The 20,350-nt window shown below is 60.8% G+C and carries 19 protein-coding genes and 1 pseudogene; 7 read left to right on the top strand and 13 right to left on the bottom strand.

Features of this window, described 5'->3' with window-relative positions:
- Positions 1–1,350, bottom strand: a complete 1,350-nt coding sequence (egtB, locus tag CXY75_RS02685) for an ergothioneine biosynthesis protein EgtB (protein ID WP_104081321.1) — start codon at positions 1,348–1,350, stop codon at positions 1–3.
- A complete protein-coding gene (gene egtA / locus CXY75_RS02680; RefSeq protein WP_199182339.1) occupies positions 1,340–2,557 on the bottom strand; it encodes an ergothioneine biosynthesis glutamate--cysteine ligase EgtA in 1,218 nt (405 codons plus the stop codon). Before egtA ends, egtB begins: the two co-directional genes overlap by 11 nt.
- Positions 2,558–3,508: 951 nt before the next feature.
- On the opposite strand from egtA, the gene CXY75_RS20930 reads away from it, so the two are divergent.
- The 3 genes and pseudogenes from CXY75_RS20930 to CXY75_RS02665 all read left to right on the top strand — a co-directional run.
- Positions 3,509–3,595: a hypothetical protein gene (locus CXY75_RS20930; RefSeq protein ID WP_369826645.1), complete on the top strand. Its 87-nt coding sequence runs from the start codon at positions 3,509–3,511 to the stop codon at positions 3,593–3,595.
- Between the two features lie 186 nt (positions 3,596–3,781).
- Positions 3,782–5,581 (top strand): glycoside hydrolase family 15 protein, encoded by a 1,800-nt coding sequence (locus tag CXY75_RS02670; RefSeq protein WP_104081319.1) that lies wholly within the window; start codon positions 3,782–3,784, stop codon positions 5,579–5,581.
- Between the two features lie 157 nt (positions 5,582–5,738).
- Positions 5,739–6,084: pseudogene (locus tag CXY75_RS02665) on the top strand (transposase); the annotation flags it as partial.
- 331 nt (positions 6,085–6,415) lie between these two features.
- Here CXY75_RS02665 and CXY75_RS02660 read toward each other — a convergent pair.
- From CXY75_RS02660 to CXY75_RS02620, 8 genes are all read right to left on the bottom strand, one after another.
- On the bottom strand, positions 6,416–7,600 hold the full coding sequence (locus CXY75_RS02660; RefSeq protein WP_104081317.1) for an acyl-CoA dehydrogenase family protein: 1,185 nt from the start codon (positions 7,598–7,600) through the stop codon (positions 6,416–6,418).
- Positions 7,601–8,110: 510 nt separating this feature from the next.
- Positions 8,111–8,875 carry a DUF427 domain-containing protein gene (locus CXY75_RS02655; protein WP_158251091.1) on the bottom strand — a complete coding sequence of 255 codons (765 nt, stop codon included), beginning with the start codon at positions 8,873–8,875 and terminating at the stop codon, positions 8,111–8,113.
- 98 nt (positions 8,876–8,973) lie between these two features.
- Complete coding sequence (locus CXY75_RS02650) at positions 8,974–9,942, bottom strand: ABC transporter substrate-binding protein (RefSeq protein WP_104081315.1); 969 nt, start codon at positions 9,940–9,942, stop codon at positions 8,974–8,976.
- Complete coding sequence (locus CXY75_RS02645; RefSeq protein WP_104081314.1) at positions 9,914–10,666, bottom strand: ABC transporter permease; 753 nt, start codon at positions 10,664–10,666, stop codon at positions 9,914–9,916. Before CXY75_RS02645 ends, CXY75_RS02650 begins: the two co-directional genes overlap by 29 nt.
- Complete coding sequence (locus CXY75_RS02640) at positions 10,663–11,352, bottom strand: ABC transporter permease (RefSeq protein WP_104081313.1); 690 nt, start codon at positions 11,350–11,352, stop codon at positions 10,663–10,665. Before CXY75_RS02640 ends, CXY75_RS02645 begins: the two co-directional genes overlap by 4 nt.
- On the bottom strand, positions 11,352–12,239 hold the full coding sequence (locus CXY75_RS02635) for an ABC transporter ATP-binding protein (RefSeq protein WP_104081312.1): 888 nt from the start codon (positions 12,237–12,239) through the stop codon (positions 11,352–11,354). Before CXY75_RS02635 ends, CXY75_RS02640 begins: the two co-directional genes overlap by 1 nt.
- Positions 12,240–12,675: 436 nt before the next feature.
- Positions 12,676–12,879: a permease gene (locus CXY75_RS02625; protein ID WP_104081310.1), complete on the bottom strand. Its 204-nt coding sequence runs from the start codon at positions 12,877–12,879 to the stop codon at positions 12,676–12,678.
- Between the two features lie 226 nt (positions 12,880–13,105).
- Positions 13,106–13,681 (bottom strand): TetR/AcrR family transcriptional regulator, encoded by a 576-nt coding sequence (locus CXY75_RS02620; protein ID WP_104081309.1) that lies wholly within the window; start codon positions 13,679–13,681, stop codon positions 13,106–13,108.
- A gap of 71 nt (positions 13,682–13,752) precedes the next feature.
- Between CXY75_RS02620 and CXY75_RS02615 the strand changes: the two genes are divergently transcribed.
- The 3 genes from CXY75_RS02615 to CXY75_RS20705 all read left to right on the top strand — a co-directional run bounded on the left by CXY75_RS02615 (position 13,753) and on the right by CXY75_RS20705 (position 14,725).
- Positions 13,753–14,109 carry a DsrE family protein gene (locus tag CXY75_RS02615; RefSeq protein ID WP_104081308.1) on the top strand — a complete coding sequence of 119 codons (357 nt, stop codon included), beginning with the start codon at positions 13,753–13,755 and terminating at the stop codon, positions 14,107–14,109.
- 42 nt (positions 14,110–14,151) lie between these two features.
- Complete coding sequence (locus CXY75_RS02610; RefSeq protein WP_104081307.1) at positions 14,152–14,445, top strand: putative quinol monooxygenase; 294 nt, start codon at positions 14,152–14,154, stop codon at positions 14,443–14,445.
- Positions 14,446–14,590: 145 nt separating this feature from the next.
- Complete coding sequence (locus tag CXY75_RS20705) at positions 14,591–14,725, top strand: hypothetical protein (RefSeq protein WP_255411755.1); 135 nt, start codon at positions 14,591–14,593, stop codon at positions 14,723–14,725.
- A 151-nt stretch (positions 14,726–14,876) separates the two neighbouring features.
- On the opposite strand, the gene CXY75_RS02605 is transcribed toward CXY75_RS20705, so the two are convergent.
- The 3 genes from CXY75_RS02605 to CXY75_RS02595 all read right to left on the bottom strand — a co-directional run bounded on the left by CXY75_RS02605 (position 14,877) and on the right by CXY75_RS02595 (position 18,885).
- Positions 14,877–15,839: a RimK family alpha-L-glutamate ligase gene (locus CXY75_RS02605; RefSeq protein ID WP_104081306.1), complete on the bottom strand. Its 963-nt coding sequence runs from the start codon at positions 15,837–15,839 to the stop codon at positions 14,877–14,879.
- A gap of 72 nt (positions 15,840–15,911) precedes the next feature.
- Positions 15,912–17,486 (bottom strand): AbgT family transporter, encoded by a 1,575-nt coding sequence (locus CXY75_RS02600; protein WP_104081305.1) that lies wholly within the window; start codon positions 17,484–17,486, stop codon positions 15,912–15,914.
- Positions 17,487–17,556: 70 nt separating this feature from the next.
- Entirely contained in the window at positions 17,557–18,885 is a 1,329-nt protein-coding gene (locus tag CXY75_RS02595) for a M20 family metallopeptidase (protein WP_104081304.1), read from the bottom strand.
- A gap of 762 nt (positions 18,886–19,647) precedes the next feature.
- Between CXY75_RS02595 and CXY75_RS02590 the strand changes: the two genes are divergently transcribed.
- Positions 19,648–20,350, top strand: a 703-nt coding sequence (locus CXY75_RS02590; RefSeq protein ID WP_104081303.1) for a DUF3560 domain-containing protein, incomplete at its 3' end; no start/stop codon positions are given.

The following is a 20,350-nucleotide window of genomic DNA, read 5'->3' as shown; positions in this document are numbered from 1 at the left end:
TTAACGCACTTCATCCGGCGCAGCATCCCGCGCCGTTCGGAAGCCCGCAAAGATTTGCCTGCGGATTGGGTAATCCCAATTGCGGAATGTCCCACGGCACGCGGCTGCGTCCGCCGCCCAGGAGCCGCCGCGCAGTACCTTATAGTCAGACCCGAAAAAAACTTCGCTGTATTCCTGATAGGGGAACGCGATAAATCCGGGGTACGGACGAAAGTCGCTGGAGACCCATTCCCAGACATCACCGATGAGTTGGCGCACTCCCAACGGTGATGCGCCGCGCGGATAGGAGCCGGCGGGGGACGGCCGGAGGGCGGATCCGCCCAGGTTCGCGTGATGCGGGCTGGGATCTTCATCACCCCACGGGTAGCGCTGCGAGCAATCGGACCGAGGGTCGTACCGCGCAGCTTTTTCCCACTCTGGTTCGGTCGGAAGCCTACGCCCGGCCCAGCGGGCGTAGGCGTCCGCTTCGAACCAGCACACGTGCTGCACCGGCTCGTCTTCTGGCACCTGTTCAACGACACCGAATCTGGTTCTGACCCACCGGTCACCGTCGCGTTCCCAATATTTGGGCGCCATTATTCCGGTTTCTCTGACGTGCTTCCATCCTTGGGCCGTCCACCAGCGGGGGGTTCGGTAGCCGCCGTCGTCTATGAAAGATCGGTAAGCGCCGTTGGTTACTGGAATAGTGTCGATCCAGTACGCGGGCAGATCGACCGGATGGGCCGGGCGTTCATTGTCCAGCGCCCAGGGTTCCACCGAGGTCCCCATCAGGAACATCCCTGCAGGGACCAGCACTTCCTTCGGTAGAGAGTACCGGTCAGTGGACACGACGTCGGCGGCCAATGTTCGAGCCTGTAGGACCGGTTTGCCAACCCGGAGCTGGTGGGTGGCCAACATCGTCTCGTCGTGCTGTTGCTCGTGCTGGATGATCATCCCGAATGCGAAGCCGCGATCTACCAGTGGCGAGCCTTCCAAAGGGGTCCGGTCCAGGACCTCGAGGGTTTTGGTCCGAACCTGGGCGAGGTATTTTCGGGATTCCTCCGGTGAGAGCAATGGCAGCGACGTGCGAGCGCTGCGCGCATGCTGGAAAGCGTCGTACATCTGGTCGATGTCGCACCGCAGCGGCTCTAATTTTCCGACGTCGCGGACCAGCCAAAGTTCCTCCTGGCTGCCGACATGCGCTAAGTCCCAGACCAGCGGCGACATCAGCGCCGAGTGCTGCTTCAGCAGATCTTCCTCGTCGCACTCAGTCAACGCGTGCGTCCTGTTCCGGGACCTTTCCAGCGCGTCGACGATGAAGGTTTTGAGATTTTCCGGATCGTGACCGGATTCGAAAAAATTATCGGACATTTTCACAATGCTCCTCATGCTCTGACGGATCAAAATAACTACCGGTCCTTCTCCACACCTCCAGTCGCTCCTCTGCCGGACACCGGCCCCGCGCCGTATATCGGTCAACAAATTCTTCCGCGCGGTGGCGCGTGGCGGCGTCGACTCCTAAACGGGGTAATGCCATCAGAGCGGCTTCGGCGCAGCCGTAGGCTGCCGAAGCGAGCACGGGATTCGCTAACGCGTGACGGGCGGCTGTCCAGAGCGGATTGGACAGGGACGCTACCGGGGCGCAGGCCTCCGCGGCCAGGTCGGCTGCATGCTCATCATCCATCAGTGCTGTCACCATGGCCGTGACGGACTCCCAGTCGCTGCCTGCCTGTGCGTCGATCACCCTGATCTCCATGAACCCCCGAGGACGGACAGGGGGGAACAACGTTGTCAGGTGGTACTTCAGGTCGTCGAGCGTTGCAGGTCTTGGGCCTTCTCCGCGCAACCAGTTCCGCATCGACAACCCGCGCGGAGCTGTCCAGGCAGCCTCTGGTGAGGGAATGCACAGTAGTAGCGCATCCAGCGCGTAGCGTGCCCAGTCCAAGCGTGGGTCCACCGAGCGGGGAACCATTGCAGTCCGGGAAGCATCCATCGCTAGCCAGATACGCTGCCGGTTGCTATGCCAACCGCTGGGGACGCCATGGAGGAACGGGGAATTGGCGAACATAGCAGCGAGGACCGGAATGAGATTGTGCAGCCGCGTCCAACGTTGCGCCGCACCGCTGGATCCGGGAGTATTGAACCCAGCCTCCAGCGAAATCTGCAGAGCGGCAGTGGAACACATCATTACCCGTCCCGCGGGGCCGAAACGATCAAAATGGTGCTCCATGGCGGCATAACGTGGATGATCCAATGACCGCACCGGTGGCCGAGTAGGATCCAAAGCCACCGCGCCGAAGCAAAGACCAGCATCCGTCAGCAGAGCCTCAGCAGCTGCAAGGTCCGCCCGGGTCGCTTTGACGAGAGAGGGAAGATCCGACGCGCAAATCGAGCTCACCTCCAACTGGCCGCCTGGTTCGAAGGTAATCACTCCTCCACCCGGTAACGGTGCGTGTGATGCCGCCATTGCGTCGCTGACCCGTGCGACTGAAACCGGGATCTGCGGATCCAAGACATCGTGGACTAACCGTTCGACCTCAACTCCGGCAGCACCCGGTGGCCCGGTCTTAAAACACACGGAGGCAACATATATCTCCGCGTCAGATTCCGAGAGTGCACCCACGCCACGTTCGGGCAGCCATGCAGAATTCACACCACACCATTCCCTTCGGTCACGTCCCGGCGGGTGGGGTACTTCATCGTCACCATACGGGGCCGTTTTCCGATTATCTCGCAGTGAGCTCACGGATGGAACCCATCCTTGTCAGTGCCCCGGCGTCGGAGCCACTCAGTGCGGCGTTGACAACGTCCAGTTACACGTAGATTTCTCGAAGAGATACGCGGCGAGCCCCCGCCTCCTATTCGCCGTGCTGATCGACGAAAACGGCGCCAGCAAAGCGGAGTAGTACGGGCGGATTGCGAGAGAAGCCGACGTTACTGGGGTCTGAGGAGGAGCGGTACGAAAAGTCACGCTAAGACCGTGGCGTGTGATGAACTTCCTTGAAATATCAAGGTTCTGTGCTTGTTCGGGACCCACACGCCGGAGTTTTCAATATGGATGTGCTTTCGTCAGGCGCGGGTCGTTTCCTCTGTCATCCCATATCGGCCGTGTAAGTGACAGGAAGCCAAGGTAAACAAATTCCTAAACGTGAATTTCCGTACCGATACTCCTCAGACCCCGGAACAGTTCGAGCAGATCACGCACCTGGGGATCTTTAACCCCCGGCTGAACAGAGTGCATCGGATTGCAGTCGATGAGGTTCCCTCCGAGGCCGTGGGAGAGGTTTCTAGCGACGTGATCGGCTACGCGGAGCGGGTGGCTTGTGAAAAAGTCAAATATTGGACGGTAGTGGGAATTTTCACTGAATGCCAGCGGCCAGTCGTGGTCATAGGTCATCGAAGAAACCTCGGGTCTGACCAGTATTGGAACCGTGGTTGGCGCTAATTGAGTTGCGAAGGCAACGCCGATACGCTTACCGAGTTGATCGAGTGGGTCGGTTGGGCCCGCTGCTGCCGTATCTCTTCCTTTGTGAAGGTGCAGAAGAGCGTCGAGAAGCACCGTACCGCGATCTTCGCGTCCATCGAGCACGGACTCTCCCACAGCCGGGTCGAGTGAATATCAAGATCCGCCTCATGACCTGCATCGCCTGCGGCTTCATCTCACCCGATGCCTTCATCGCCCTTGCTGTGCTCTGCCTCGGCGGGCACAAACCAGTGCTCTCCGGATGGTTTCAACCACGGGAGAGTCAGGAGCGCCCAGGTAGTGAGGATATTCTCACCCTTCGGCTGACAAGATGGTTTGATGGCACTCCCTATCGAGGACTACGCATTAATCAGCGACTGCCACTCGGCGGCGCTTGTTGGACGTGACGGCAGCATCGACTGGCTGTGCCTGCCGCGTTACGATTCCGCCTCGATGTTCGGCGCTCTGCTCGGCGATGAGGACCATGGCCGGTGGCTCCTGGCTCCCGCCGATCCAAATGCTACTGCCACGCGGCGGTACGACGGCGATACCTTCGTGTTATCGACTCTGTGGGACACGGATACCGGTCAGGTCGAGGTGCTCGACTTTATGCCGCACGGTGACGGGCGTGCCGACCTGGTGCGACGGGTGCGCGGCATTAGCGGCACGGTGCATATGACACAGGATCTGCGCATCCGTTTTGGCTACGCTACGACTGTTCCCTGGGTGCGTCAGCTAAAAGGCGAGCCGGTGCGCGGTCTCGTGGCGATTGCCGGACCTGACGCGGTTGTCGTGCGCGGCCCGGCCCTGCGCGCCTCCGACCACCGCCACGTGTCGAGCTTCGACGTTTCGGCGGGCGACACGGTCGACGCGCAAATGACCTGGTATCCCTCGTATCGGAAAATCCCGTCGGCGATCGACGTTGATGCTGCTTACCAGTCGACTTGCGCCTGGTGGCAGGGTTGGGCTTCACACTGCAGCCACGAGGGCCCGTTACGCCCCCAAGTGGTGCGTTCCCTACTTGTGTTGCGCGCCTTGACGCACGAGCACACCGGCGGCATCGTGGCTGCAGCGACGACGTCGCTGCCTGAACAATTTGGTGGTACCCGCAATTGGGATTACCGCTATGTCTGGCTACGCGATGCCTCGCTCACCCTCGAGGTGCTGCTCAGCCATGGTTACGAGATGGAGGCAGGCGATTGGCGGGCCTGGCTGCTGCGCGCCATCGCCGGTAACCCGGGCGACGTGCAGATCATGTACGGGCTCTCCGGCGAACGCTACCTGCCCGAGCGAGAACTGCCTAGCCTACCCGGCTACAACGGTGCAGCCCCGGTACGCGTGGGCAATGGCGCGGTTGATCAGTTTCAGTCCGACGTGATCGGCGAGGTCATGGTGGCATTACACGCCGCTCGCACGGCCGGGGTACATGAGACCGAATTCTCCTGGCCGCTGCAACGCGCGCTCATGAGCTTTCTCGAAAAGAACTGGCGCCGGGCCGATCAGGGCATCTGGGAGATGCGCGGTGCAGCCCGTGAATTCACCCACTCCCGAGTGATGGTCTGGGCGGCGTTCGACCGCGCCGTGCGTGGCATCGAAGAGCACGGCCTCGACGGGCCGCTCGAACGGTGGAAGAGCCTCCGCAACGAAGTGCGCGCCGACATCGAGAGCCGCGGCTTCGACACCGAACGGGGCAGTTACGTGCAGTACTACGGGAGTACCGAAGTGGACGCCTCACTCCTGGTGCTCTCACAGGTCGGCTTCTGCGCGCCAACCGATCCCCGCATGCTCGGCACCGTCGCCGCGATCGAAACGGATCTGATGCGAAACGGACTACTGATTCGCTACCAGACGACCTCCGCAGTAGACGGTCTGCCGCCGGATGAGCATCCGTTTCTGGCCTGTTCATTTTGGCTGGTCGAACAGTACGCCACCTCGGGTCGCATCGACGACTCGAACACTCTAATGAACCGCTTACTGGGCGTCGTGAACGATGTTGGTCTGCTCTCGGAGGAATACGACGTGGCCGGCAGCCACCAGGTCGGTAACACCCCACAGGCGCTCTCGCACCTGGCCCTGGTGCGGGCAGCGGATGCGATCGTCGCCGGCCAGGCCTCCCCCACCCGCGTAATCGCCGGCTAGAACGGCCCGTCCTGATACAGAAGATGGGTCAGCTCACGAAACGGAATGAATAGCACATTATGCGACTCTCTTGACTTATCTGTGGGTATGACCTGCTGCGGATATCTCGGACAGCGGGCTCTCTTAAAGTGAAGGTCTACTGAAAGTAGAGATCAGCATGGCCGTAACACGGAAGCGTTTTTCCCAGGAGTTCAAGGACGAGTTGTGCCGCGAGGTGATCGCGACGTCCAAATCGATCAAGGACGTCGCAACCGCGTATGGCGTCGGGCCGGAGACTCTCCGGAACTGGCTGAACAAGTTTCGTGAGGCCAACGGGGGCACCGATACTGAGCTGACCGGCTCCGAATGGGCCCGTCTGAAAGAGCTCGAGCGAGAAAATCAAGAGCTGCGCGCGGAGACCGCATTCTTGAAAAAGCCAGCGCTTCCTTCGCGCGGGAGCAGCGGTAGTGAGCAAGTACGAATACATCGACTCTCAAAAATTTGACTCTTCCCTTGCGTCCATATGGTGAATCGAGACAGAGGTAAGGAGAATCATGTTTCATGACTAATCGTCTAAAATTCGCCCCTTCCAGTTCCAGTCCGAGTCGGGCCGACTTCTACGCTTGCTGTTGGTGTCCTGGAGGTCGGCAATGAAATTCACGTTCTCCCGTGGGTTGGCTGCAGAAGAGTTGCGGCTATCGTGATGATGGTGCTTTTCCCCGCCCTGTTCGTGCCGAGAATGCCACGATATCGTCCGGTTTGATTTGTCGGAGGGAGTTTGCACACAGCCTCAGTCGCGTTGGCAGGACATGGAATGATCAGCGAATAGGGATCAGCTTTGGCGGACGAAGCCCGTCAGTCAACGGTGGGCTCGTCGAGTAATGCGGCCGCGTACATCGGTCGGGCGGCGTCGGCACTTGGCGGATGGAACAGCCCGGCCGTAGCATCCCGGAACAGGCGGTTGAGCTCGGTGCTGTTGTTGTATCCGCTGCCACTTGCGCACATCAGCGCGGTTTCAGTCGCGTGCCGGGCCACGTTCGATGCGTTGATGCGGGCGCTGATTAGACGCAGCGGCCAGCCTGCGCCGTGGTCGATGAGGTCGTCGAAGTCGCGAGTGTAAGCGTCCAACTGCGCGGGCACGGCCATGTACGCCATGAGGGCGTCGGCCAGGCGTGCCCGGAACTCCGGAACCTGGGCGTAGGTAGTGCCGTTTTTGGCCGACTTCCGGCTTTTCAGGCCCGCGGCGCCTAGATCCAGCGCACGGCGTGCGATACCCGTGTACACAGCCCCGATCAGCAGTTGAAAGTTGCTCGTGATCGCGAACGTCAACAGATCGGGGTATCGCCCCGTCGGGATTCTGCGAGCTACCTTTTCCGGCCGCATCCGCACGTTCTCCAGGATCGTCGCGCGGCTCTGTGACGCGCGCATACCGAGCACGTCCCACTGGTCTGACACGCTGATGCCCTCCGCGCTCCGCTCGATGAATCCGTACACGAGCCTCGGATTGTCGGCATCTGTGCTGTCCAGCCCGTGGGTGATCAAGCGCGTCCATACCGGCGACAGTGAGGTGAAAATCTTCACCCCGGTCAGCAGGTAGCCGCCGTCCTCCTGCGGCTGAGCAACGGTGTTTGATCCCTGCAGTACCCAGTCGTTGGCCGGCTCACTCACCCCGAACGCGAAGATCTCACCGGCCATCGCCTCGTCGAACACGTACGTCAGTGACCGGTCGCCGCGCTCGAACATTGCACGTACAACTCCGACGCACATCAGGTGCATGTTGATAGCGAGGGCCGTTGCGGGCGCTGCCGTGGCTAGGCGCTGCTGCAGCCGAGATACTTCGTTGAGGCTCAGACCTGCGCCGCCGAACTTCTCCGGCACAAACAGAGTGAGATAGCCCTGCGCTGTGAGCTCGGCGAGGTCCTCATCGAAGAAGCGGTTCTCCCGGTCGTAGATGTCGGCCCGCCTGCGGAAACGGCCCAACAGGTCGTCGGGCAGGTACGTCGAGGCCAGCTCTGCGTGTCGGGTTTCTCGGTCTGACATATCTATCTACTCCGTCGTCATGCATTGGCGCGTCTGATCAGTACCGGGGTCTGAGGAGTATCGGTACGGAAATTCACGTTTAGGAATTTGTTTACCTTGGCTTCCTGTCACTTACACGGCCGATATGGGATGACAGAGGAAACGACCCGCGCCGGACGAAAGCACATCCATATTGAAAACTCCAGCGTGTGGGTCCCGAACAAGCACAGAACCTTGATATTTCCAGGAAGTTCATCACACGCCACGGTCTTAGCGTGACTTTTCGTACCGCTCCTCCTCAGACCCCGACCCCTACGACTACCAGTCCAACGCCGTGCCATATTCAGCGTGACAAGCGGGCACCCCGGAAATGGTCACCAGCCGCCCGAGGTGTCCACAACTGGTCTGATCGCGCTTGCTTTCCAAATGCACTAAGTTCCCCACAGTGGGTCCTACGCGGCTCCGGCGCGGTGCAAAAAATGGTCTTCGACACTCGAACAGCCCATTGAAACGTCGTAAATCAGCGCGCTCCTAGTCGGCGTCCGCGAGATTCTTATCCAGCAGCACTTCGACTTTGTCGTCGTAGAAGGCTAGGTACCCTTTTAATCCGGCTGCGTCCTCGAGTGGATCCTCGTAGCTCCAAACGAGGTCCTCGACCGCTTGTCCGTCAAGGGTGAATGACCAATACGACGCTTGACCCTTATACGGGCAGAGAGTGCGTGTCGGGCTCGGCGTAAGCGGTGTAAGTACGTCTTCCGTTGGCAGGTAGTAACGGGTCGGCAGCGTCGTCTCATAGAGCAATTTGCCGTGGACGGTGTCGGCGAGGAGCTGACCATTCATCATCACCTGGATGTGCCGGGACGTGCTGCGGACGTCGACTCTGTGGAACGGATCGCGCGGATGAGAATCGATTTCCTCATCTTCTTCGAGCCAGCGGTCGAAACTGCTGAAATCAAGGATGACGAAGTCGGAGAGATCAGGGTCATCGGCGACATAGCCCGATCCTTCAGGGCTGCCGGCGCTGGCTCGAAGAATCACACGGAACCCGGGAATGTCGTGGCTGGGGGCACCGTTAGGAGCCTTCTCACCCGGCTTCACGTCGATGATCTGAACGACTACATCCTCTCGTGGTACAGCATAGGTCGGTATGGCCTGATGCGGTTCCCACACGAGCACGGCTCGTTCGCTGTCAACGGCGACCTCCGCCCCTACAAAAGCCCGCACGCGCTTGGCGGTGGGTTCATGCCGTAATTTGTCCGATTGTTCCGCCAAGACGGCTCCCAGTCGAATGCTCACAATAGTCTCCTTCTTCTTGCACTGCGGCCAAGATTTCCCGGGCCAGATCATCGCCGATTCGCCATGCATCCGATCGTGAAGTTCGGACAGGCACGGAGTCAGAGTCCCTTCCCAGCGAGCCAATCTTTCGCGATCGCTGCCGGGGACTCTTTGGCGCTACCGCTACTCTTCGTGTTAAATTTGATCAGGTCGTCGGTCGTTAATACCGCGGACACATTGTTGAGGACCTGGGTGATTTTTGCCGACGCTTTGCTGCTGTTGATCAGCGGCAGCACGTTCTGCGCGAGGATCATGTTCTCGGGATCGTCGAGGGTGACCAGATGGTTGGCCTTAATCGCGGGCGATGTCGTGTACACGTCTGCCATCTGCACGGTGCCGTCGAGCAGAGCCTTAACGGTCAGTGGTCCTCCGCTGTCGCTGATCGGTACGAGGGTCACGCTAACCTCGTACAGTCGCTTGATGCCTTCGACACCCGCGGGATGTTCTGCGGACTCAGGGTTCGACGCCAGCTTGAGGGGGATGTTTACGTTCTTCAGATCGGCAAGGCTGTTGACCTGATACTTTTCAGAGAACTCTTTGGTGACGTTGTAGGAGTCCTTGTCTTGGGCTTGGGATTGATCGAGCACTTCGAAGCCGGACGGTACTTTCTCTAGCAGTTCCGCGTAAACGTCGGCACTGGATTCCGCCGTTGTGTTTGTGTCGTAAGACTGCAGCAGGTTGCCCGAGTACTCGGGAATCATGTCGATCGAACCGTCTTTCAGCGCCGATAGATACACCTCACGTTGTCCGATGTTGAAACTGCGCTTCACGGTCACCCCCTTTCCTTCAAGCGCCTGTGCATAAACTTCGGCGAGAATCTCGCTCTCAGGAAATGCGGCAGACCCGATCGCGATCGTGTCAGAACCGGCCGAACCCTCGCCGGCCGTATTGCTGTTAGTAGTACTCAGGGGGTCTCCTGACGCACACCCGCTGAGTGCGACGAGGCCGGTGATGATGAGTGCGGCGGCAACAAGGCCTCTTCTTCGCAGCATAGATAGTTCACCTTTCGTTTCGAATGAATGATGCATGGCGGAAGAGTGCCGCCCTGGCATGAGAATGAGTTGTCTTCGCCCGCACCAGGGACGCCCGCCCCGCCCTCACCCCTGGCGGGGTCACCACCTTCTGTAGGAGAGCGAACAGCGCGTCCGTTACCAAAGCCAGCGCGATGACCAACATCGACCCGGCGAGCATCTTCGGGTAGTCCTGTACGGGCAAAGCGTCGAAAATGTACCGGCCAAGCCCGCCCAACGGCAGGATCGCCGCGATGGTCCAGGTGGCGACCGCTTGCAGGGCAGCTGAGCGAAGACCGCCGGTGATGAGCGACAAGCTCAGCGGAATTTCCACCTTCCACAGGACCTGCCAGCCGGTCATGCCGAGAGCGCGTGCGGCGTCGACCGTCTCGCGATCTACGGACTCTAAGCCGGAGTAAGCGCCAGCGAGGATCGGCGGGATCGCGAGGATGACCAGCGCGATCAGTGGCGCAAGGAGGCCGAGCCCGACCATCAGGGCAAGCAGGATGACCAAGCCCAGGGTCGGTAACGCGCGCAGCACAGCTGGAATCTGGACGCCGAGGGTTCGACCGCGACCAGTGTGTCCGATTGCCAAGCCGGCTGGAAGTGCGATTATGGAGGCGAGCAGCAGCGTGAGCAGGGTGTATTCGACTTGCTCGCCCACCCGGACCTGGATGGCATCAGGTCCGGCGTAATGTGCTGGATCGAGAAGCCAGGCGAACGTTGCGAAAAGTTGGTTCATTGCCCGATCACCGTCTTTTCCGTCATAAGACCACGGGGATGTTCGCGTGAGCGCAACACGGGAGCCCACGGCATCAAAACTCTTCCGGCGAGGACCAGGACGACATCAAAGACGAAGGCGATCAGAACGGAAGCAATAATCCCAATCAGGATCTCTTCGGGAAAAGCCCGTTGGAAACCGTTCAAGAACAGGAAGCCGACACTGTCGACACCGACAATGGCGCCGACGCTGACTAAGCTGACCGTGCTGACAGAAACCACCCGCAAACCAGCCAGTAACACAGGCCCAGCCAGCGGCAGCTCCACGCGCCAGAACCTCGACCAGTCTGAATAACCGATAGCCGTCGAGGAAGCGATGACATCCGTGTCGACGGCGGCCAGAGCATCCGAAGCCACACGCACCATCAATGCCAACGCGTAAATACTCAAAGCGACGACAACATTGATTGGATCAAGGATTTTCGTGCCGAGGATCAGGGGCATCATTACGAATAACGGCAAGGACGGAATGGCGTAGAGGACTCCCCCGATCGACAGCAGCACGCCGCGTGAAGGCTGGTGGCGGTTGGCAAGCCAGCCGAGCGGAAGGGCGAGCAGAAATCCCAGAATGATCGGAGGTACGCTCAGCGCGACGTGGTCCAGCGTGAGCTGCCAGACCAGGCCGAGGTTTGCCCACAGCCACGTCATTACGTGGCGGCACCCTGCGCTGGAGCACCGGCGCCCGGTTGGGGCACCGCCTCTGCTATCAGGAGCGGATTTGAGCCAGCGGCCAGTACCCCGGCCACCCTGCCTTCGCTGTCGACGACGACGGGGGTCTCCGGCGTTCCCTCAAGATGCAAGGAGCGCTTCCCGCGATCGACTCCCACGAAACTCGCCACGAACGCGTCGACCGGGTTCGCCAGAATATCTGCCGGGCTGCCGATTTGCGCGACGATTCCGCCAGGACGGAAGATCACGATTTGATCTCCAATCAGGAAAGCTTCGTCGATGTCGTGGGTGACGAACACGATTGTCTTGTCAAGCTCACGTTGGAGCCGGACGAGTTCAGTCTGCAGTTCGGCACGCACGATCGGATCGACAGCACCGAAAGGTTCATCCATCAGCAGGATATTAGGGTCAGCGGCAAGACCCCGGGCAACACCCACCCGCTGCTGCTGCCCGCCAGAGAGCTGCCCCGGGTAACGCTCGGCAAGAGCGCGCTCAAGACCCACCGTATCCATCAAACGAAGAGATCGCTGACGTGCCTCCTTCTTCTTAATGCCACGCAGCACGGGTACTGTCGCAATATTGTCGACGACCGTGCGATGCGGCAACAGCCCCGAGTTCTGCATGACGTAGCCGATGCTGCGCCTCAACTTGACCGGATCAAGGGTAGAAACGCGTTCTCCGTCGATCTCAATTGATCCACTTGTTGGATCGACCATGCGGTTGATCATCCTCAGCATCGTCGTCTTCCCACTACCGGAGGAACCGACGAGCACTGTTGTCTTCCGAGAGGGGAAGACAAGGCTCACATTATCTACCGCGGTCGTGCCATCCGGGAACTGCTTGGTCACCGAGCGGAACTCGATCATTGCTTATGCTGACAGCTCGGGTACCACCGGAAGGTCAAGCTCGGTTCTGCTGTTGCGTTGATGGTTTTCACGCCCATACTGGTCATCGGTTCGATTCCCGGTACTGCGGCGACTCCGCCACGAGCCTGTCGTGGCAGCGGATGGAGTAGAAGTAGCACATAATGCCTTTGTGTAGGTCGGTGGCAGGTGCTTGGGCGCGTTTGACCTGCATTCCGCACACCACGTCTCTGGCACGCTTGTTTTCCTCGCCCAAACGGGACCTGTTCCGGTTCGGCCAGCCTACCAAACCGGCCACGAGCAGGAAAGCGGTGCTCAAATATGTGGTGCAGTTTCACTCGAAGTGCGTCGGCACGATCTGTATTGGCCGGGCCGTGGCAGGGATGCCGAAGACGGGAAAGAGCAGGTCCACGGCAAGACCTGCGACGCTCATCACCGCTCAAAATCTGAAGAAGATCCGCAAGACGATGCGGCGGGCGTAGAACTTTCCATAAATGATCATCAGGGGTAGGGCGATCAGATCGGCAAACACGAAGGGGATGGTTCCGTCCAAACTGAGGCCGTCCTTGGACAGGGCAGCCATCAGATGCACATTGCCGATCGAGCAGACGAACCTGATGAAGGTGATGAAAAGACCGACAATGACGTTCTACAATTCCGTCCAGAGCTAGGCTCTGCTCCTTGGCCAGGCGCACCCATTCCTTCGCGGCCACAGCTTCACGAGTGGGCTCAGTTTTTGTATTCTTCGTCACAGCATCGAGTGTCGTCATCTTTATCGCGCCCTGAATGCACTCCACGCTGCCACTGAAGCGATCCCAATCGCAGCTTGACAGATATAAGAAGATTCACCCCCACTACTGGCCAGACTCCTATACCTGTGGGGTATGGGCGTCGACGAGTTCTTGGGCCATGGTGCTTGCTTCGCGGACGAGAGCGGCGTCGCGGCCGACTTTCGCTGCTGTGATGGCTGCGTCGTAAAGCAAGACCAGGCGGGATACTGCCGTGGAAGTAGTGTCTGCACCGATGAGGTTGGCTAGGTGCGTGCGAACGACGGCGCGGTAGTGCTTGGCGACTGTACGTACTGCCGCGCATTCCGGCAGCTCAATCACGGCATTGGTAAATGGGCAGCCGTGGAACGTGTTCAATTCGATTGAGCGCGCGATGGCCTCAAATAAGGCTGCGATTCGCTCCCGGCGTGGCGAGAGCGGATTGTCCAGGGCGTGGGCGTTTCTGATCCAGCCGTCGAGTTCCTGTTCCAGGTAGGCCACGACGAGAGCTTCTTTGTTGGCGAAGTTGTTATAGAGGCTGGCTTTGGCAACGCCCGCGTTACGCACGACGAGGTCGATTCCCGTTGCATTGATGCCGTGTTCGTGGAACAGGCGGCCTGCGGAGGCGAGTAGGCGCTCTTTCGCGCTCACTATCGGGGTGATGGTCGACGCATGCATACTTTGATATTACCAGACCGATCGGTATAGTTAGTGGTGGCCAGATCGGTCTAACTAGGAGGTAAGTATTTATGTCTGATTCGAAGATCGCCGTCGTCATTTATGAGCCCATCGGCTCCGACACCTCACGCGTCTATCGCGGTCTCAAGACAGCCCTTGAATTCAAGGATGCTGGCGATGACGTCGTCGTCGTTTTCGACGGGTCGGGTGTTGAATCCCTCGCCGCCATATCAGATCCCACGCACAAGATGAACCCTCTCGCCGTCGCCCTGCACGACAATATCCGGGGCGCCTGCGCATTCTGCGTCGCCTCCCACGGGGTTACCGATGCTGTCAAGGCCGGCGGGTGGCCGCTACTGGCGCAGTACAAGGGCGAAGCAAGTATCCGTTCCCTCGTGGTCGAGGGCTACCAAATCCTCAACTTCTAAGCGCCACGTCCGCCCTTTTCCCGGATATGAATTGGAGTTTTCATGGCCCTGACAGTTCTTCTTGACCTTCACCTGAAGCCGGAAGCCGTTCTCGCTGCGCCGGCTATGCTGCGAGACATCCTTGCTGGGACCCGGGCATTTGAGGGGTGTCTGGGTGTTGACGTGTTGCTTGATAGTGACGATCCCGCCCACATGATTTTGCTGGAGCGGTGGGCGTCGGCCGACGCTGACGCGGCCTATCGTCAGTGGCGGGCGGGCGCGGGTGCGACCGAACTAGGCTCATTACTAGCCAGTGCGCCCCAGGTCTCAATGTTTGACACTGCCAGCGACATCTGACTGAGCACTATGGCGCACACCCGAGGTCATGTTCACGTTCTCGGGTGTGCTGTGTACGTTCCCGGTTATAGAACCGCGCCGGGTAAGCCACCTACACGTGGTGCAGTTGCGGGTCAATCCGCACACAACATGCAGGGAGTAGGCCATGTACCTAGCAGTTTGGAATGATGTCGTCCCGGCAAAGTCGGGTACGACCATCCTGGTTGCGGGCAACCAGTTCTTCCCGGCTGGGTCGCTCGAGTCTGCGTACTTCTCCCGCGAAGAAATCTCTCGCCAATAGATCCCTCCCGCCGGCGTTGCAAAAGATCTCGGTTGCGTTGATTCCAGCGTTGCATCGGTGGTGCCAGCTACCACGGGAGCTCAAACCGTCGCGGATCAACCTGCAAGTTGATCTGTTTCGTGAGTTGGCCCCGGGGCCAGCGCCACGTATTTTAGGCTGCGAGCTTTTTGAGGTACTGAGCGAGGGCACGTGGGGCCGAACGAGGGGCCTCGGCTTCGACGAGCGCGTTGTAGTTCGTGTTGGTGTTCACGTCGTAGGTGAGCACCCGACCGTCTTCAGCTTCGATGAACTCGATGCCGCAGACTTCCAAGCTGTTGCGGTGCGCGAACGCGAGGTACTTCTCGATTATCGAGTGGTCGAAGTCTTCCCGTAGGCTGAACAGCTGCTGACCGGCCACGGGTGCGATAGTGGCGCCGGGAGGCATGATCAGCTCGCGCGTGATCGGGTCGATGGCGCAGGCATCCGCTGGACACAGCTGGAAGCCGCCGCGCGCGGTGTCGGCTTTGACGGCGTAGATGAATTCACCGCCGATGATCTCGACCCGGGTGATGAACGGTTCCGCAGCCTGGATGTATTCCTGAATCAGGGTGATGCCATCTTGCGGCTCCTCGAACTCGTCGGAAGCTACGTACTCGGCGAGTTCTTCGTGGCTCGTGAACTTGCGCACGCCCAGACCCTTGCCGCCCTGGTTGTGCTTGGTCATGAACGGGGTGGGAAAGTCGCGTGCGGCGGCGAGAATTTGCTCGCGACCCACCGCCGCCACGGTGCGCGGGGTGTCGATGCCAGCGGCCTTGAGCGCGACCAGCTGCTCGACCTTACTCATCTCAAGCTCGAGCACACGTCGGCCGTTCACTGTACGGCGGCCGTGGGCCTCGAGCCAGGCCAACACGGCGCGGGCGTAGTCTTTCGACTTTCCATGGTCACGCGTGTGAGCGGATGCGCTGATGCGCGACCAGAAGATTCCCTCCGGTGGTACCGAATCCAGGTCGAGAACGCCGTCGGTGAGCAGCCATTCCTTCACCTCCATGCCCTCTGCTTCAAAGGCCCGGGCGAACGGTGGAAACCATTCGGGGTTCTCGTGCAGGGCATAGATCGTGGGTTGGTTAACAGTCATGAAAATCCTTTCGGGTCACACTGAACTTAAGGAGGCTCCGGCACGGCGTATTCCTTGGGTCTTGCGCAGTTACTACTGCGGGATCATGATGCCGTTGCCCGGGCCCATCGGTAGGTCGAAAAAGAAGAAGACACTCAGCACGGCTACCCAGGCGAGCCAGAAGGTGACTGCGAAGGGCAGCATGCGGGCGATTATGGTGCCAAGCCCCGCCTGTGGCTCGTATTTGCGCAGCATCGTGAGGAGCACGATCATGTACGGATTGAGGGGTGTGAGTATCTGGGTGGCCGAATCTCCGACCCGGAAAGCACCCTGGATGAACGCGGGCTCATAGCCAAGTAATACGAACAGCGGCACGAACACTGCGGCCATCAGCGTCCACATGGCCGAACCGGAAATGATGAAAAGGTTCAGCAGCGAGGCGAGCAGTACGAAGGCAACGACGGCCGAAAATCCGGTGAGGCCGATGGACTCAAGGCCTCCGGCTCCGGCAACAGCCAGCCAGCTTCCGATTCCGGAGAAATTAAACAGGGCGACAAACTGGCCGAGGATGAACGCGAGCACGAGGAATCCGCTCATGTCCTTGATGGCGTGCCCCATCACGCGGGGTACGTCACTGCCCCTGGCGATGGTTCCGGTGATCTTGCCGTACACCAGCCCTGGAATCACGAACGTGGCAAAAACGATGAACACGATCGAACTCAACAGGGGCGAGCGAGGCAAGAACCCGCCATCTTCGTTTCGCCACGGGGATTCGGGCAGAAGCACGCCGACGAGGATCACTCCGGCAGCGACGACGCCCGCCACGAACGCCCAGAACAGGCCGCGATTCTCGGTGTCCGTGAGCCGCGTGTTCATCGCGGCGGAACCCGACACGTCGTCGTTGTCGATGATCTCCTCGCGCGAGATCCCTTGGCGGCCCAGACGCGGTTCGAGGATTTTGTCGATCATGAAGCCGGCCAGGGCGATGAGTACGAGCGCGGAGACCACATTGAAGAAGTAGTTCGAAATCGGGGTCACAACGGAACCGGCATTGGGTAGGTTCTGTGTGACCGACGTGGTGATGCCGGCGAATAAGGCGTCGAGGCTTGTCACGAACAGCGAGGTGGAGTAGCCGGCACCCACGGCGGCAAACCCACCGAGCAGCCCGGCGACGGGATGCCGGCCGGCGGCCTTGAACACCAAAGCTGCAAGCGGCGGGATCACCACGAATGCCGCATCCGACATGATCGACCCCACGACCCCCACGAACGCCACGGCGTAGGGCAGCGACCAGCGCGGCGCCGAGCCGAAAGCCTTACGGATCAGCGCAGCGAGCAGGCCGGACTTCTCGGCAACACCGACCGCGAGCAGGATGGGGAGCACCGTCGCCAGCGGCGGGAAGCCCAGGTAGTTAACCCCAATGTTCTGGGTGAACCACGTGAGCCCCTCGGCGGTGAAGAAGCCCTTGATCACTGTGACCTCGTCGGTCCCGGGCAACTGCACCGTGACGTTGGCCCAGGCCATGGCAGTCGACGCCACCGCCGTGATTGCGAACAGCAGGAGGAAGAGCATGAACGGGTCGGGCAGCTTGTTGCCGACGCGTTCGATTCCGCCGAGTACACGGTCGATCAGAACGGTGCGCCGAGTGAGGATCTGTGCTGAAGACATGGGGACTACCTTGCGTCGGAGGGAACGAAACGATCGGTGTGAGCGGAGTTAGACAGTGCCCGGTCAGGCGTCAGTCGAAGAAGTGCGGCACATCGACGGCGCCGCCCTGTTCCGCGAACTCTTCCGCCACGCTGCGTCGTAATTCGGCGTCGCAGAGAAAATCCAGGGCGGTGAGGGCGAGACCACAGGCGCCGTCGAGGGCACCCGACTCCGCGGCATCCGTTGCAGCGGCCGCCGCGAATTCGCGGGTATGCAGGGCAACGTCGGGCGCGGCAATTTTGATCAGAGGGTGGATACCGGGGATGCGATGGCTCACGTTGCCAAAGTCGGTGGACGCTGCAATGGTTTCTGACACCACGCCCAGCGGGAGTGGCTGGCGTCCACGGCGCTGCTGGGCGGCGACCCACCGACCGGTGAGCGCGCTGTTCGTCCGCACGGGGAGCGATGGGGCGTGCTCGTCCCAGTCGATCTCAACACTCGTTCCCGTCATCAATGCCGCGCCGCGCGCGATGTCGTCCAGTCGCACGCTGAGGTCTTTGAGCGTGTCCGCGTACTTGGAACGGGCGTAAAGCTTAAGTACTGCACGCTCGGGAATAATGCTCGGCCGGGATCCCCCCTCACTGATTACAGCATGCACGCGGTCTACCGGAGGAAGCTGTTGACGCAGCAGCCCAACAGCTTGGTACGCCAGAGTGGCGGCGTCGAGGGCGTTGCGACCCATGAAGGGTTGAGCGGATGCGTGCGCCGCGACGCCCGTGAACGTCACGGTGAGCACACGGCGACCGAGCCACACCTGGTCGGCGAGGTCGTAGCCGTAGGGGTGCACCATAATCGCGGCGTCAACGCCCTCGAAGGCGCCGTGCCTGGCCATCGCTTCTTTGCCGGAGAAGCCTTCCTCGGCGGGAGTTCCAAGGAAAACTACCCGGCCTCTGAATGCGTCGGGATTCTCCCTGAGCGTGTTGGCCAGAGCGAGGAAAGCGCCGATGCCGGTGGCGGCGATCACGTTGTGCCCGCAGCCGTGCCCCACGTCGGGCAAGGCGTCATACTCGCCAAGAATCGCGATGACCGGGCCGTCGTCCGACCCGATCTCGGCGCGGATTGCGGTGTCGAGTCCGTGCACGCCGAGCTGCGCGTCTATCCCATAGCGACCGAGTAGCTCCACCAGATAGGCGGCGCTTCGATGCTCGGCGAAGGCGGTCTCCGGGTCGGCGTGCAGGGTGTGAACGACGTCGTTCAGATCCCGGACGAGCGCCTCAACCTGGGCTTCGACGGCGCTTGCAAGTTCCTCCGCGGCCCCAGAGAACGGCGACGGCACCGACTCATAGGTCTGCATCCTGCGGGCCGTCTCGGCCTGAAGCTTCTGCAGATACGTAGTGCTCGGCACTATCGAATGGCTCATATATCCACCCTAGACAGGGAGATTGCCCCGTAGCGCCGTCCTGACCAACGCCGTAATCTCCAGAACCTGTGCTGGATCGGCATCGAACGTGGCGGTAGCACAGACAGCATGGACGAGCGGCCCGGTTATGACTGGACCTGCTCCCCCGCACCGATGGAGACCTCGGCGATCCGCTTGATCGCGGCGAGGGTTTTTGGGATGCCGTCCAGGTCCTGCTAGGTGCGGTCGAGGGGGTCACTTCTTCTGCCTCCGGCTGCCGCCGTGCCAGTCTTCCTCTTGATCGAGATCAACCTGGCGAGGTGCACTCGACGAGCGCCCCTTCATGCGATCAGAGCTCGCGTTGATCAGGACAGCGGTGAGCTGTTGCGGTGTGCCCACGGCGTCCCGCGTACCCCATACGCGACAACATGCGACCGCAATGACACCCCATAGCCACGGTTAGCAGCCAAGACCGCCACGCGTGCGCTGCTGCACCAAGACAACCCATAACAGCCAAGTCCGACACGGAACGGCGGCGCGACCGCCCTCATCCCTGCCAAGGCGGGGCCGCTGCGCGGCACTGTATTTCTGATGCTTTTTGACCATTCCGGCCGGTCATCGTAGCTTCCTCCCGCGTCTTCGTTCCGGGCTTTCGCGGCATATCCTCACTCGCTTCGCTCCCTCCGGTATTCCACGACCCTGCACTACACCGCTCACGGTCGCTATCGATTTCTCTCGCCGGAAGGCAAAAAAACAAGTTGTCCGAGGAGAGAGAACAAGATCATGAACACACTCACCATTACCCACACGCACGCTGAGGGCACCTTGATCGACGGCACCAGCAAGGGTGACGGGACCGCCGAGGTCTTGAAGGCCAACGGGTGGCGTTGGGGGCGCAGCATCAGCGCCTGGTTCGTCCCCCAGTCCCGCGACCGCCTCCCCAAACTCGGCACAATCGCGCGCACCACCACAGCGCTGCAGGCCGCAGGTTTCGCTGTCACCACCAGCCTCGACAGCACCCACCGCCCCACAGCCGAGGTCGAGGCCGGGAAGGTGCAGCGGCAAGTTGACCGGGTCGACGCGCTCGAGCACAAGGCCGACCGCACGGCCACCGCCGAAACGGCCGCGTGGGACCGCGAACACGCCGCCGTGCGGCGGCTGCCCGAAGGCGGCGAACCGATCAAAATCGGCCACCACTCCGAAACTGGCCACCGCAACGCCCTCGCCAAAGCCGACCGGGCCACCCGGGCAGCGCTGGACGCGACGGCCGACACCCAGCAGGCCCAGGCACGCGCCGACGCCGCCACTCACACGACCGAGGCCCGCTACTCCCCCATCACCGTCGCCAACCGTATCGAAACGATGGGGGCCGAGCTTCGCAAGCTCGAACGACGCATCATCGCCCCGTGCTACGACGATGAACGCGGGTACATCGACGCGACCGACGCGCAGAAGCAGGCCCGAGCGGATCACCTCGCGCCGCACC

Origin of the sequence: Cryobacterium sp. Y11, assembly GCF_002929535.1 — a bacterium.
GTDB lineage: Bacteria > Actinomycetota > Actinomycetes > Actinomycetales > Microbacteriaceae > Cryobacterium.
Note: the sequence above shows the minus strand (reverse complement) of the source record. Positions and strands in the feature narration are given on the sequence as shown.